Origin of the sequence: Zhongshania borealis (assembly GCF_039539625.1) — a bacterium.
Classification (GTDB): domain Bacteria; phylum Pseudomonadota; class Gammaproteobacteria; order Pseudomonadales; family Spongiibacteraceae; genus Spongiibacter; species Spongiibacter borealis.
Genome location: NZ_BAABDM010000008.1, coordinates 56,585 through 70,671, shown reverse-complemented (window position 1 = coordinate 70,671; position 14,087 = coordinate 56,585). Strand labels below are relative to the sequence as shown.

General features: G+C 48.6%; 12 protein-coding genes. All 12 read right to left on the bottom strand.

The annotated features are described in order from the left end of the window. Positions 1-17: 17 nt before the first annotated feature. Positions 18-3,908: a pilus assembly protein gene (locus ABD836_RS16190; RefSeq protein WP_344937972.1), complete on the bottom strand. Its 3,891-nt coding sequence runs from the start codon at positions 3,906-3,908 to the stop codon at positions 18-20. Further along, positions 3,905-4,468: a pilus assembly PilX family protein gene (locus ABD836_RS16185; protein ID WP_344937970.1), complete on the bottom strand. Its 564-nt coding sequence runs from the start codon at positions 4,466-4,468 to the stop codon at positions 3,905-3,907. Before ABD836_RS16185 ends, ABD836_RS16190 begins: the two co-directional genes overlap by 4 nt. Next, positions 4,468-5,523 (bottom strand): PilW family protein, encoded by a 1,056-nt coding sequence (locus ABD836_RS16180; RefSeq protein WP_344937968.1) that lies wholly within the window; start codon positions 5,521-5,523, stop codon positions 4,468-4,470. Before ABD836_RS16180 ends, ABD836_RS16185 begins: the two co-directional genes overlap by 1 nt. Next, positions 5,520-6,092, bottom strand: coding sequence for a type IV pilus modification protein PilV (gene pilV, locus ABD836_RS16175; protein ID WP_344937966.1), 573 nt, complete (start codon positions 6,090-6,092; stop codon positions 5,520-5,522). Before pilV (ABD836_RS16175) ends, ABD836_RS16180 begins: the two co-directional genes overlap by 4 nt. Continuing rightward, positions 6,092-6,559, bottom strand: a complete 468-nt coding sequence (locus ABD836_RS16170) for a GspH/FimT family pseudopilin (RefSeq protein ID WP_344937964.1) — start codon at positions 6,557-6,559, stop codon at positions 6,092-6,094. Before ABD836_RS16170 ends, pilV (ABD836_RS16175) begins: the two co-directional genes overlap by 1 nt. Beyond that, a complete protein-coding gene (locus tag ABD836_RS16165) occupies positions 6,547-6,966 on the bottom strand; it encodes a type IV pilin protein (RefSeq protein ID WP_344937962.1) in 420 nt (139 codons plus the stop codon). Before ABD836_RS16165 ends, ABD836_RS16170 begins: the two co-directional genes overlap by 13 nt. Before the next feature lie 154 nt (positions 6,967-7,120). Then, positions 7,121-7,558, bottom strand: coding sequence for a type IV pilin protein (locus ABD836_RS16160; RefSeq protein ID WP_344937961.1), 438 nt, complete (start codon positions 7,556-7,558; stop codon positions 7,121-7,123). An 11-nt stretch (positions 7,559-7,569) separates the two neighbouring features. Next, the gene (locus ABD836_RS16155) at positions 7,570-11,379 is read right to left on the bottom strand and encodes a pilus assembly protein (RefSeq protein WP_344937959.1); all 3,810 of its coding nucleotides are present in this window, start codon (positions 11,377-11,379) and stop codon (positions 7,570-7,572) included. Positions 11,380-11,407: 28 nt separating this feature from the next. After that, the gene (locus ABD836_RS16150) at positions 11,408-11,953 is read right to left on the bottom strand and encodes a pilus assembly PilX family protein (RefSeq protein WP_344937957.1); all 546 of its coding nucleotides are present in this window, start codon (positions 11,951-11,953) and stop codon (positions 11,408-11,410) included. Beyond that, the gene (locus ABD836_RS16145) at positions 11,950-12,993 is read right to left on the bottom strand and encodes a PilW family protein (protein ID WP_344937956.1); all 1,044 of its coding nucleotides are present in this window, start codon (positions 12,991-12,993) and stop codon (positions 11,950-11,952) included. The genes ABD836_RS16150 and ABD836_RS16145 overlap by 4 nt, the downstream gene beginning before the upstream one ends. Continuing rightward, a complete protein-coding gene (gene pilV / locus ABD836_RS16140; protein ID WP_344937954.1) occupies positions 12,993-13,433 on the bottom strand; it encodes a type IV pilus modification protein PilV in 441 nt (146 codons plus the stop codon). The genes ABD836_RS16145 and pilV (ABD836_RS16140) overlap by 1 nt, the downstream gene beginning before the upstream one ends. Beyond that, on the bottom strand, positions 13,430-13,942 hold the full coding sequence (locus ABD836_RS16135; protein ID WP_344937953.1) for a GspH/FimT family pseudopilin: 513 nt from the start codon (positions 13,940-13,942) through the stop codon (positions 13,430-13,432). The genes pilV (ABD836_RS16140) and ABD836_RS16135 overlap by 4 nt, the downstream gene beginning before the upstream one ends. Between the last annotated feature and the right edge of the window lie 145 nt (positions 13,943-14,087).

Below are 14,087 nucleotides of genomic sequence, written 5' to 3'. Positions count from 1 at the left end.
GCCGTTTTTCATTTATATTACTGGTAGTAAAAATATGTTCTCTTGCGCCCACCAGACAAGTCCAGCTCTGGGTCACTGGGGTCAAAGGGTGAAGGCCCCGCACCACCTATAATAAACGGCACTGTTTTACCGTCGATCGTCACCAAACCCGCAATAGGCGAAGGTGGTAGGCCACCGCCCGCAAAGGTTTGACGATGAAAGCTGCCCGCAAATAAATCAATAATATACGCACCGGCATTTCCTAGGTTTGCAGTACAGCTCCCATTTGAGGGCACATCAGGCTGGTTGGTACCAAAATAGACTTTACCTGCAACAGCCAGGGGCGCGTTAACGCCTTTTTCGCCATCGCGTAAATTAATGTAATAACCATCAAAGCTGCCGTTTGCAACACCGTCAAAACGTAACTCTTGGGCGTCGGCATCAGTGCAAGCCACTAAGTTACCGGAACCGTCTATACATTGAACGTCGGTCTGGTTCACAAGATCTGAGTCGGTAATTACCGCGGTACCACTAGCGACAGATTTGCCCTTATTAGGGTCCATAATTAGGTAAAAGCGATTATTAACGTTATAGGCCAATCCGGCGGTGGTTTGGTCAGTATAAAGCGGATGCTCGCGATCACCCGAACTCAGTACAACCGCATCAAAATTATTGGTTGGCACCACATCTGGACCAAACAAAAATTTGCGCGCGTCATTACCGCTACCGCCGAGCGCTGCCAATTTGGTCATCTGGAAATCTGCGAAGGTCGGCGTTGCGGGACTATTCGCCTCGAGATCAACCCGCCACACATTACCACCAACGTCAGCGGCATAAAGCCGGTCAATATAGCCGTCGATATCGCGATCTAATAGCGTAATATCGGCAGGAATTGACTTAGTAAGCGCGGATGTAATTACACAGGTTCCGCCGGTAGCCAAAGTCACCCCGGCACAACTAGGCAATGCCGCCCACAATACGCCGCCGGTGACCGCATCTACAATCAATATACCGCGGCCCATGCTATTAGTACTTGGCGCGGGCTCAGTGTCCTCGGCGGGGTCATAGCCCGCGCCAAAAATCAGCACTGGATTGGTATGACTTTTAATTTGCGCTACCCGAGGCTGCGACCAAGTCTGCCCTAACTCCGGCACATCAGCGTTACTTAGTCGCCAAAGGAATTTGGGAGCAGCCGGGTCTGTGACATCCATTGCATAAACCAACCTGCCACCGCGACGCGCCGACATGTAAATATATGACTTACCTGCAGTTGTTGTCCCTGTGCGGCCGTCTTGAAGTACCGTTGTTGTACCATCGAAAAAGTAATCGCGCGGCGCGGCACTGCTATCGACTACCGTTGGATATTTTACCACGGGATCGTTTTTATACTGTCGACTTAACTTGTCAAAAAACTCAGGCGCGACAAAACTCCACAGCTCGCCACCAGGCCGAACTGTTCCAATATAGTCGTCCTGATTGCCGTTTATAGCGCGGAAATGGCCGTCATTAGAACCGTAGTAAACAACAACACCGGTAGATCCGCCGTAGTTTATAACGGCTGGTCGTGAGTGCAGAACATCACCATGGATAGAACCACGCACTGAGATAGGACAGGTACTGGAATCTCTAGATTCTGGGGGGCAGGGCCCGCGTTTTGTCTCATTACCGACGATGTCATCGCCGCGCATCCAATTCACTAAATTCTCAGCTGTTAAGGTTTCTACACTGCTACCGCATGAAACAGACGCCCCTGACCCCGCTAATGCGTAGTCCCCTAAAGTAGTCACATAAGAATTGCTATCTATAACAGTAGTAACGCTGCCTAAAATAGTGCCCTCCAAGAGTTCGGCATTCACTGTGTCGCTTGTATTTCCGACCGTACAGTTTTCTAATTTGATCTGATTACCTTGAGATAAACCATGATTACTCTGAGTGATAGTTGCCGCTTTACTAATTTCGACAATAGTCGCGTCAGTATAACTACCGTTATTAGGGATATCTTTGCTGATAACGCTGAAGCTTGTATTACTGACATTCGAAATTTCGCAAGGCGTAGCATAGGTGCAGGTTTGCTTATTTGTCGCTAAAGTATCATTCCATGCCCCAAGAATTACGACTTTATCAGTGGTAGCATCAAGATTAGTTCCACCACTGCCATCATGAGTAACAACGCAAGTTCGGCTATTACCATTTCCAGAACACGAAGTTGAAATAGCTTCACCGGTATCGGATCTACCGACAACAATGGTCGCACTACCACCAGCTTGGGGGGCACTCAAAATTCCGCCAAGATTGCCAACAAGGGTGCTATTCGACGTAGCAAAAACTGGCAGCGTTGTCGCCGTTGGACAGCCACCCGCCGTATTACACGTTAATACCTTGCGGCTAGCGCTGCTAGTAAGATTATTGATACGCAACATTTGACCTGCGCCGCCTTTCTCAACTAAATCGCCATCAGGTGCGTCGTAAAAAAACGCATCGCCTTCTGGGCTATTGCGCCAAAAACCATCAGATGGCCAATTCGTCACTGCAGTTCCATCACTATTTTCTGGCGCATTATTCGTCCAAAAACTAGTAGCAGAGCTCGCAATAGCGCCGGTCACGGGATTCGTTACCGAGGTCACCGCAGCGGATACATCCTGAGTTGCATCGGTTAAAACGGTATTACCACCCGAATCAAAACCTAATTGATATTGTTTAACGTTACCGTTCCAGCGAGGCCCAGCTAAACTATCGGGTCTAAACATCGCGATGAATACTTGGTTCAAATAAGTACCCTGGGTATTCGCGCTAACAGGTAGGGTGGCAGACGAGAACACGCTGTTAACGTCCTGCACTTCGTTAAATATCTGCAACAGAATTTCAGACAACGCCGCTGACTGAGATTTTTCTACTTTAAACGCTTTGCCGCCACCCTCAGTCGCTAAATCAGACAGAAAATTAATTTCACCCGCCAATTTGGACTCTAGTTCTGGGTCATACACAGCAATCGAGTAAGTTGTTACATTGCGATCACTCTGGGCGCTATTATCGACATCCACCAAATTCATAAACCGGGTCCATTCATCCCCCCAATATTTATTATTTGAAGCGCCGGAATTATTCAGCAAGGTCACTGAACGCGGGGTGCTAAAGAACTTATATTTTTCAGAACTAGTGCTGTAACCAAATGTCGAGGTCAATTCATTTTTCAGCAGTACATCAGGGTTACCCGTACCGTCTGCGACATTAGCGTTTTCCTTGGTAGCGTTGCCCAAATAAACCAAGACTGCATCACGACATTCTGTTGCTACACTGGCCAATGTACTGTAATTCACCCCTGAGCATGAAGTCGACAGGCCGTTTAACATCGCCCAGCTTTCCGCGATCAAATCACCTAAACGCGATTGGTTCGCCAACTCTGATTTTGAAAACTGCTTTAACAGGGCGATAAACGAGTCGATCCCGTCACTGTCGAGCAAGGTCGGCGGCACCATTAAATAACCACAGCGATTATCGCCATTGCCGAGGCTCGTACCATTATTAAAGCTACTAAAGCTGTTCTGATTAAAAACCATTACACCAATTTTTATCGCGCCTAAAAGCCCCGCATTAGCAGGCTGCTTTAACGACAACATGGTATTAACAATTGCGCACTGCTCCATACCACCAACAGTATCGCCTAGCGCAGGCTCACCACTGCCATCAGAGTAGGTACAACCATGAACAACATTGGCATTGGAGTTCGCCGAACTGTGCCACCCAAGCAACACGGTAGGTGGATTGCCACTGGCCGGATTAAGACCGGAGAACAAATCGATATCTTCAGCGATTGAATGTGACGATAAAACACTCGCGGATAACACTGCCAGCATACATGCACCGTATTTACAGATACGTTTCATACTCGCTTCACCCCAATATTGACTGGTCGTAGTAATATGTTTCATAAACAGGTGGTTCCAATAATCGCGCGCAAATACACGCCTTGGTGCATCGCTACATCGACGCCAGTCTTAGCATCACTAACCCGAGCGCCCACGTCCCATGTCATTTTGCTACACCAAGAATTGCCGGCGCTGGAGGCCCCAGAAGCGTGAAACAGACCTGAGTTATTTTGCTGAGCACTACCAAGACATTGCGCATCATGCGGGTCCGCAACGTCTAAAGCGGATTGTAGAATAGGCACCGCTCGCAAACAGTCTGGCGGGGCAACCACCGCGATCATGTCAGCGACTCCGTCACCATTAAAATCGCTATTCACGAAGGCATCACTTGTTGGCAACGGCAGTGCGAAATTTGCGGGATTACTTATATAAGACTCCACACCATTACGGGCCGCCATTTTCGCTTCCATTCGGTACTGTTGATTGCCGGCGATCTTGAAATTAATATTGCTGCCACCAATCATGCTCACTACGATTACACTGAATACACCAAGCATAATCAATACGACAATTAATACGACGCCGCGCTGTTGCCTGCCCACAAACTGTCCGCTCGCTTTCATCACTCTCTCGCCCCGGCGACATTAGGTATGGTTATAACACTTGAATAAACTTGCCGCTTAAAACCATCAGTGAATGGCCCCACGCGACTGGCGCGACCCATATCAAAGGTTTTGCCATTATGAATATCGCCAGCGACTTCGGAGCCACGTACCAGTAAATACACCCGCACAGAGACTACATCTGCCCAGTTTTCTGCATCAACCGTCGACCAGCCAGCTGTTGTGCAAGTACTCGGGGCAACATCAACACTAGGGTCATCAACATAGCAATCCGGTCCGCCGTCAACATTTAGATCAATTCCATAGGAAAAATGCATATCTTCGACGCCGCTGACTAGGGCATGAGTGCTTGTGCTCCCCCCCATGTATTCACGTACTTTTAAGCTGGGTTTACTATCTCCGCCGTCGCTGCAATCTTCGCAGTTGGTAATAAAATAACTGCGCACTTGGTAGGGCCATACTTCAGCTTCAGTGAGGCAGTCTTTTTCGGTCAGAGTTAAATTGCTTGGATCTTTATCAAAGACAAAGGCGGTAGTAACGGTGCTGCAATCGGAAACTTGAAAGTACGGTACGGTGTTGCCCGCAGAAAGCGTACTGGCCAAAATCGGTGTCGGTGCAACACGATGAACAACAAGGGCCTCGGAACCGACAACCGCAGATTCATCCGAAATACAGCTTGGCAAAGCTGTTCCGCTCGCGTATCCCGCCACCGCTACCGGCAACTGCGGACTAACTGCCGAATTATTAAAGCCCAGTTCAGATAGCACGCTACCCGTAGCACATGGATCTGGCAGCGTTGGTGTTGCCACACCAACTCCTGGATGAAAGCGACCGTAAAAGCCAGCCATCGCTACGTCCTCGGCAAATAACTGCAAGGCATATCGGCCGTTCTCAATTTGCTCCGATGTTTTCGTCAGTGCTTGGCGCGTACTGCTCACCGACGCAATCAGACTGATAATGCCCAGTAGCATAAAGGCGCCTAGACTCAGCGATATGAGTATTTCGACTAAAGACAGGCCTTTGCTGCGCGAAAACCGCGGGGTGAATGGCATCATGATAGGTCACCAATACGGACTACCGCGCTTACCGTGCGGCGCAATTTCTCGCTACCATAGTCATCTTTACCACAGGTATTGTCCTCTGTTGGCGCCACAGTTTCGCTTAAGCCTTGCCATGCAACGGTAACGCGATAAATTTGGTCTACTGCACTCATCTGCACAATGCAGCCGCGAGCGCCAATCATTGCGCCCACGTTTTCAGTATCGCTATTTTGCTCTGCAGTACCTTGTAAATTGGCATTCCAATCCGCTAGATCTGCATTCGTTCGCGAATTTTCTTCAGCGGTACCTGAACTACAGGCAGTGATACTGTCCACACCGTAGCCTAACGTCATTCCCGTCGAGCCATTGGAATAGCAGCTCACAACATTACGGTTGCCATTAATACGATCCGTGATGTCTTGCAGTAAATTTAACGCCTGTAAACGCTGGTAAGCCTCCACTTCTTGCTGGACCGTTCTTACCATTAAACCCGCCGCGCCCATCATGCCGACCAAAAGCACGACCAAGGCCACCAGGACTTCGATTAAGGTAAATCCATTATTTTTTACAGAAGGCCCTTTCATTAGCACGCCCCCTTTTTACTTGACGGCTTACCATTAAGGGAAATAGCAACGCAACGGGTTCTGTCTGCGTTACCAGACGCCGGCGCCACGGTAAAACTCACTGCAGCAGTCGCTCGACCACTGCTGTTGTAGCTAAAGCTGCTTAGTGCTGCCGAAATTGCAACGCCGCCTACTGGGTCTTCGACACGCAAATCGGTCCCTCCAGCACGTATTGTCCAGCCATTCGTCCAGCCGCCACTCGCCTGCGTAACCGCTATCGTCGCATTACGCGTCACGGCTTCACTTCGCGCTAAATTAATCGACGACATCAGGTCATTACTGACACTGCGCACACGTTGATTTTCAATCAGACCATTAAAGGAAGGTGCCGCTATAGAAGCCAAAATGGCCGCTATGGCCAAAGTGACCATAAGCTCGAGCAAGGTAAAGCCTCGTGAGGTATTTGGCCTAAACATTAATTCCAGCATCGACTTGCTCCGCTGGCGTGGCCTTTCTCGCCTTTGCTGTTCAACGTAAGCGTGCCACAACTATCAGAACTTTGCGGCCCAGTTGATATCGGTGTGGCAGTAACGCTGTAGCTTGGCGGTGTAGTGGTGTTATCACCAGCAGTCGCAATAGTGTAATTACTGGCAATTTCATTTGGCGGGGTAGCGCCTAGTGCGGTCATATCAGCGGCATAGGCCCGGGTATCTAAAAAGCGCCGTTCTTGCAAACCGGCAACTTCCAGTAAATAGCTAGCCGTCGCTGTACGATTAGCGCGCATCACATAATCACGGTAGGAAGGAAGTGCAATTGTGGAAATGATCGCAATAATCGCTATTGTGATCATGAGCTCAATCAGCGTAAAACCGCGTTGGCGACGGACGTCGTTCATTAGCTGCTAGCATCCTGTAAATTTTGACATTTACAGGCTAATCGGGGGAACAAACAATGTCAGTTAGATTCCGACAATTGGTCGATTTTCAGTGACAAGCGGCCGGCACACCAACTAATCTGTATCGTTAGACGCCGACTGCCTTCAATTTCCTTTATCGCCGCCAGCAATCAGCAACGGTTTTACTTGAACCGGAGGGCTTATCAAGCAGCGCCAGCTGCCCAGTTTCATCTAAAGTAAAGTTCCCACAGGCATCCCCTGCCATCGGGCCGCTGCGGGTCGCCTTTAGGGTAAAGGTATTATTTGCCGCCGCAGTGGCCGCAATCGTGTAATACGGAGTGCCATTGTCTGGCACCTTAGTAACAATAACCGCAGGCAGGGTTGTACCACCAGAGACCGTGGTATAACGACCATTGGCAGAATAGAAGCGCTCCAGGGCCTGTGCACTGCTAAACAAGGCGTTGCTCGCTTCATTACGCCGAGACTTGGCAATTTGCTCTTGGTAACTGGGGTAGGCGATCGAGGCAAGAATCCCAATAATCGCCACCGTTACCATTAATTCTATTAGGCTAAAACCCAAATCTCTTTGCACGCATCTACTCCTCACTGAAACTGTCTCCATGACTGCCGCCCGACAAGATCACTCTCACCGGAGGATTCCGTGACTACGCCGATTGTGCCGCTACTGCCCGAAGTATACTTATACTCCAAGTCACCTGCACCGATGATACCTGGCGTTTTGATCATTTCGTCACTGCCTCGGCCACTAATGGGATAATACTTGCCATCAAATAATATTTGATCCAGATCGTCGACTTTGCCGTCATCGTTGGCATCAAGGCTTGGTGAGCTAAGCCGTCCACCATTTTGTGCATCCAACTCCATTAACCAGCTGCTGCCACCGTAGCCGCAAACGTCACTATTAGGAATGATAGTAGTAAAAATAATCCTACCGCTACTCAATATTGGTTTAGATACCGCCCGCTCCCCTGTTGCTGCGCCGGAGGGTGGCGCCAATTTCAGCTGCCAACCATACTCAGGGGCAGAGTCCGGGCTATTATTACTGACCAATCGCGCGCGGAAACTCGTGCTGCCACCACTGTCAATCAAATCGCCGACCGCTTCGTATACAACAGTTTGCGCGACTAATTTCGACCGGTCAGTCACTCGGACGCCAACATCGCGAATACCATAAAAGTTTTGGATTTGCGGGCTTGTAGTAATCGTTGCATCGGATAATTCAAAATATTTACCGGTGCCAAAATAAATCATGTAACCACTGTCAGCATGTGAACCGACTGTTGGGCGTGCAGTAATCGGCTGAACGACACCGGCATCATCTGTCGCCACAAAGAGCGGTTTGGGAGTTGCACCCTCTTTAAATGCAACATCCCAAGTAGCAACCGCATTGCCCGTTAAATCAAACTTCCAGAGATTACCCTGCAGGTCGCCGGCATAGACATAATCGGTAATTCGATCACTATCTACATCAACAGGCACCGGTGTCGACAAACCATTACCGACACCACTCAAACCGGTATCTATTGCTTTCAGCAACACACCTGTGGCGAGGTCAACCACAAACAGTTTCACATTATCGCCAGAGTCATAGCCATTACCGAAAATAGCCACCCATTTATTACTCGCGGCAAGACGCACTACAACCGGCTCGCTCATGGCCACACCCAGCTTATTAACATCGAGTGCCGAGGTTGCAAACTCCCAAAGGAAATTGGATTTAGACATCGTTGCCGGATTGGTCACATCCAAAGCAAATACTGAATTCCCACCCGCGCCCATAGAGCCAACGACTACAGTTTTCCAAGCACCATTGAGATAAACGTCACTCGCCCGTGGCGAACCGTCCACTGTATATGTGTGGGTATAGTCTTGACCTGCGATTTGCGCTAATTTCGGAATAGATGCCACGGGCATATAGGCAAACACCTCTTTCCCAGTAGCAGCATTGAAGCCATGCAACATGCCGTCATTCGCGCCAACATAAAGCATTGAATTTCGCGATTTTTTATCCGTCAGAAACTTAGCGTAACTACTGCCTTCGGTGCCAGACAAGACGCTAAAACCATAATCCGAAATATTATCGACAAATGCGGGATCAGAGTTAACGATATCGCCGAGGGGTACTGAGCGCGCGCGCAAAGTTAGACCTTCTTGACTTTTATCACCCCGCAGCCAGTTTAGGCGGTTGATCCCATCAGTCACGCTCCCGTTAGCTATCAGTGCTGTTTGCTGGGTCGCTGAAAGTAGCAGGAAGTTTGCCGCAGTAAAGTCTAAGGCAGTTTTAACGAGCGTACCAGGCGCACCTACCCCGACAAAGATCTTCCGCGCGCTAATGTCTGAAAAACTGGCGGTATTAGTATCCCAGGCAACATCATCTAAGCTGCCATCAGAGTTCAGATTATAAGCGAGTATCCGACCAGACCACTCTAAACTATTGAAACTTGCTTGGTAAACGAGCGTACCTGAATCCAAACGGGTTGAGTTCGACGCGATAGCAGATGCCGACGATTTACTTTCATTCGTAATCGCCTGCAACACTGCTGACAACTCGTTAGCAAAGTCGTTAGGCTCGGCCGCACTAAAGAATCCGCCACGGGTATTTACCCCTGCGTGGAGTAGATCATCAATTTTATAGAGGTCAGAACTTTCTGGGTTTGGCCATGTGATATTGGCACCAGTTGTCTGAGCAGCGAAGGCTTCATCTGGGTCTATCGTTCCCGTTACGCCTAAGCCCACACCATAGGTGACCATATGTTGCCAAAATGCAGGGCTTGTTTTACTCACCGGCACCAAATTCAACATATCGCTGCGCAGGTCATTTTTCCAGTAATACATGGCAACGTCGGCCAGAGTATCGTCACGGTCATCTTTGTATGGACTCACAGCTTTGTAAGTCCACGACTGGCCAGTTGGGCTGGTATGCGTGGGCCCATTGCTGCCGTCATTATTCTTTCCGGGGTCGCCACTCACGTCGCCACCCGACCAATAGCCATCCGTCATCAAGACCGTATAATTTCGACGACAGGCCAATTGATCAGTTTTATCATCAGTGCCAGGTGTATTTCCCCACGGCCCCTTATTATCTGTGCGTGAAAAATATTTCCCGGCCGCATCAATTGCGAGCCGCAATGGTGTTCCCGAACTCGGAATAGTGCGGCCGTATAATGATTGGAAAAATGCTTCGCGATCATCACCTTCAAATTTTCGCACGCCATTAACGATCACTGAGCTGTTAACGCCATCAATATTGGAACTGTCTTGATTAATACTGCCAAAACCGACACGCAAACCCTCGCCCTGTTCGGCAAACGCAAACCCTGAGCCTCCTCGAGCCATCAAAACTCGCGAGCGATAATAGGTATACCAGTTAGCAAAATTTTGCATCTCTTCATTGTATGTACACTGACTGAGCAACAATGCGGTATCGCAATCACTGCGATTTTCACGACCATGACCAGTAAAGGTTTGGCCAGACTTAATCTCCTTTTTCTCGTAGCTAGTCGATTTCCACGGATCGCCGCTGACATACCAAAAATACGTCGCTGGCCAATAACTTTTATTACTTGTTGTACTACTACAGTCGCCATCACTTTCACAGCTCAACCAGCGGTTGCTATTGTAATTACTATTACTAACGGTGAGATTACGGCAATACTTAGCATTAAATGATGCTGTTGTGGTTTCAGGGTTATGCAAGGCGCAACTCGGATTAGCCTGCGGATAACTGCCGCCATCGGCATCCACCCAAGGCTCGTAGGTAGTAGATGGATCGTAATAAATTGTGTTTATTTGAGGTGAGCGAGACCGCGCATTATAAGGATCATTAGAGTCGACAGTTGGCACATAATTTGAGTAATCGCTGCCGCCGTAAACACCGTCTGCACGCGGAAAAATATAACGGCTACTGCCAAAAATTATCTCTCCAGGCATCAACTCAAAATGCATGGAACCAGAGTCATCCAAAATATAAAGAATATTGGGCGCAATAGACTGAGTTAAGAATAAGGGCGATTGCGCAATGCCTGTTTCCACAACCTCAGGTGTACAGTCTTTTTTAACGCCCTCAACGGTAAATTTCCCGATACAGGTATAAAGATCTTTATTACTGTTTATAATCGTAAGACGGTTCCCGCTGTAGCTAAAAGCATTCACCGGACAGCTATACCACAATTTTTTCAAGTCATAACTAACAACCTTATTTACTTTTTCAAGGTCGTTAAACGTATAAGACTTATTCTTGCTGTTATTGCCGACATTGCCGCTGGTAGTCGACTGTATAATACAACTATCAAGCGCCGCCGCCGGCAGAGCTAAAGCCAGCAGACTGCTAAATACCATCAATTTACGTAGGGTCAATTTCACCCATATGCGCTGTTTAGTTGATGATTTCATAATACTCTCCGGCCCACTGCAGCCTTAATCAATTCAAACGTTTAAAAGTGGTTGTCAACACCACCATACTGCGATCGCTGGCACCATAACCACGGGCGATAATGCGGAAAAACCCCGCTTTACTCACCGGGCGATCCGAATCCAAAACTACCTTCTTATTTTCTACACCATTCAATTCTTGAACAATGTATTCTGGCTGTTTTGCCACACCAGCAACATTAACCGCCGTCACCACCCAGCCCTCAGAGGCGTAATCACGCCAGTCTGGGTTCAAGCACGCAGCCCGATCATCGTCGGGGTCAGGACACGACTCAAACAAGCCATTAGTCCCGTTAAAACTTGGTAAAATACCGTTAGCTATAAAATTCTCACCGGTTCGCAATGCCGCTTCAGCGGCCTGAAAGGCGATGGTATCTTCCTTCATATTACCGGCCATACGTTCTTGCAGCGTTGCAGTTTGCATTGATGCCACACTAATAATGGTCAAAATCAGCAAAAACACCAAACTCACAATCAGCGCCGCACCGCGCTGACGGTGGATTCGCTTATAGCTTGGCAGTGCCATAGACCTCATTGCATTTTATTCCTGATTGCAAATACGTTAGTAAAAACCTGACGCAAACGGCCATCGTTATTGGCCACGGCAACGCCATCACGATCCACTAACTGCTGCGCATTCACACTACCATCCTGCCCTACCACATTGTCTTCCAAGCCATATAGCGTGAGCTGTATACGCACGCTCAATACTGTAGACCAATCTGCGACAGCCGCAGCAGTCTGATAAGCGTCAACAGCAAGATCACCGTTATTATCGACTCCGTAGCTTAACTGCATATTTTCGACGCCTTCCACTAATTCAACGGGCGCCGGTGTTACCCCACCAGTGCCGACACCGCGCTGCTGGATAAACAAGGCATTTACCGGATTGCCACCGGAACTCTTTCGGCCGGTATCACGAATAAAAAAGTCGATTGTTTCAAAACCAAAAACCTCGGCCTCCCCGGTATAAATTTTACTTAAGCGGTTATCCGAATTACTTCCGTTGGCATGGGTAAACGTTGCCTTGCCCTTACCCGCTTCTTTTGGATTATTCGTGATTCGAAAAACATCAGCGCTGGCGCAATCGCTAACCATTACATAATCACCTTTAACAAAACCAATATCGTTATCTTCAACTTGAATATTCGCGTTATCTGGCGCGTAATTGCCAGTTATCGTTAGAAATTCGTCGGACGCCCTTTTTAAACGAACAGTATCAGTACCTACAACCGCATTGAGCGCGTTACCGCTCACTACATTATCCACACCAACCAGCGCAGTGGCTGGGCTAAAGTCAACCTCAGAGGCAGGCTCGGCGATATTATTAAACTCCGCGGCCCCAACTGAGCTGCAGCCCATATATCCCGCCATACGAATTTCTCTGGACAAAAACCGCATAGCAAAACGCGCATTTTCTTGAATAACCGCCATGGAGTCTTGAATTTTTGAGCTGCTATTGGTCGCCAAAAACACCTGTATCACCGCAGTACTTAGCAAGATTCCCAAGGTGATCGCGATCATCAGCTCAACCAAGCCAAAACCCGCCTGCCTATCCTTACGTATCGCAGCCATTAAAATACCGTCACAAATACAAAACTTTCAATATTGCCGCCACCGGCCAGTCGCGACTTAGCCAGGCGACCTTCATCCCACTGCACCGTCACGGTAATTTCATTACCATTGCGACTGATCGCCCCATCACCACCGGGCAGGCGTTGCGCTAACTCTTGCAACCACTCCCGGCGGTCAACATCAACAATTCCATCGCCGCTGGGCGCGTCCGCATCCACCGCGATATCATAGTTGCCCGCTGTGGCGTTTGCGCGATTTGCTCTCATGCGATCGGTAATATCGTTGGCTAAAAACACCGCGTGGGAGCGGAAATTCGCCACTTGATTAAACTTTACAGCGTTTAACTGCAAGGCTGCGGCACCCATTACACCTGTTGCAGTCACTAAAACTGCAATCAATACTTCGATTAAACTTGTTCCGCGTTGGCGATTTAAATTCATGGGCACACCCTATCGGCAATACTCGTTTGGCCACTTGGGGTTATCGTTAAATCTCGGTCATGTCCGCATTTCTCAGGCTGACTACGATAGCTAAAGGTCACTGATTGTCCCGACGCCGCGAAACCCTGGCTGTCAAAACTCACTTCCGTCACAGCTGAACCGTCGATTTGCGCAGTAATAAGTGCGCTAGTTTTAATCGCAGTAGCGACTTTGAATTCTTCCCCACTATCATAGCTGCCATTAGTATTAGTATCGGCCCAAACTCGCCAACCCTTAGCCCAATCGCCGTCGACTGCGGTTAAATGCACTGAACGGGCCCGAACAACAGCCTCAGATCGCGCCGCCACCAAGTTTTTCAAAAGCTGTTGTACATCTGCACGCTCACGGGAATTATCGATAAAGCTGACGAAATTGGGCACCGCGACAGTCGCCAATATAGCGACCACTGACATTGTGACCAATAACTCTATCAGGGTGTAACCCTGCTCTTTACCCACTGCGAACTGCATTTTTCTTCCTTGCAAGCAACTTGACATTAGCTATTCAATACGTAGATTACTGTACATCTGATCATTCCAGTTAAATATGCGGAGTAACCCGCATATCTCTAAGAAATGTAGTTCTTAATACACTTAAACGCCACTATTGTGCAGT

Coding starts and splice junctions, on each gene's coding strand:
- ABD836_RS16190 (WP_344937972.1), bottom strand. CDS start 3,908: ATGAAACATATTACTACGACCAGTCAATATTGGGGTGAAGCGAGTATG.
- ABD836_RS16185 (WP_344937970.1), bottom strand. CDS start 4,468: ATGAAAGCGAGCGGACAGTTTGTGGGCAGGCAACAGCGCGGCGTCGTA.
- ABD836_RS16180 (WP_344937968.1), bottom strand. CDS start 5,523: ATGATGCCATTCACCCCGCGGTTTTCGCGCAGCAAAGGCCTGTCTTTA.
- pilV (WP_344937966.1), bottom strand. CDS start 6,092: ATGAAAGGGCCTTCTGTAAAAAATAATGGATTTACCTTAATCGAAGTC.
- ABD836_RS16170 (WP_344937964.1), bottom strand. CDS start 6,559: ATGCTGGAATTAATGTTTAGGCCAAATACCTCACGAGGCTTTACCTTG.
- ABD836_RS16165 (WP_344937962.1), bottom strand. CDS start 6,966: ATGAACGACGTCCGTCGCCAACGCGGTTTTACGCTGATTGAGCTCATG.
- ABD836_RS16155 (WP_344937959.1), bottom strand. CDS start 11,379: ATGAAATCATCAACTAAACAGCGCATATGGGTGAAATTGACCCTACGT.
- ABD836_RS16150 (WP_344937957.1), bottom strand. CDS start 11,953: ATGAGGTCTATGGCACTGCCAAGCTATAAGCGAATCCACCGTCAGCGC.
- ABD836_RS16145 (WP_344937956.1), bottom strand. CDS start 12,993: ATGGCTGCGATACGTAAGGATAGGCAGGCGGGTTTTGGCTTGGTTGAG.
- pilV (WP_344937954.1), bottom strand. CDS start 13,433: ATGAATTTAAATCGCCAACGCGGAACAAGTTTAATCGAAGTATTGATT.
- ABD836_RS16135 (WP_344937953.1), bottom strand. CDS start 13,942: ATGCAGTTCGCAGTGGGTAAAGAGCAGGGTTACACCCTGATAGAGTTA.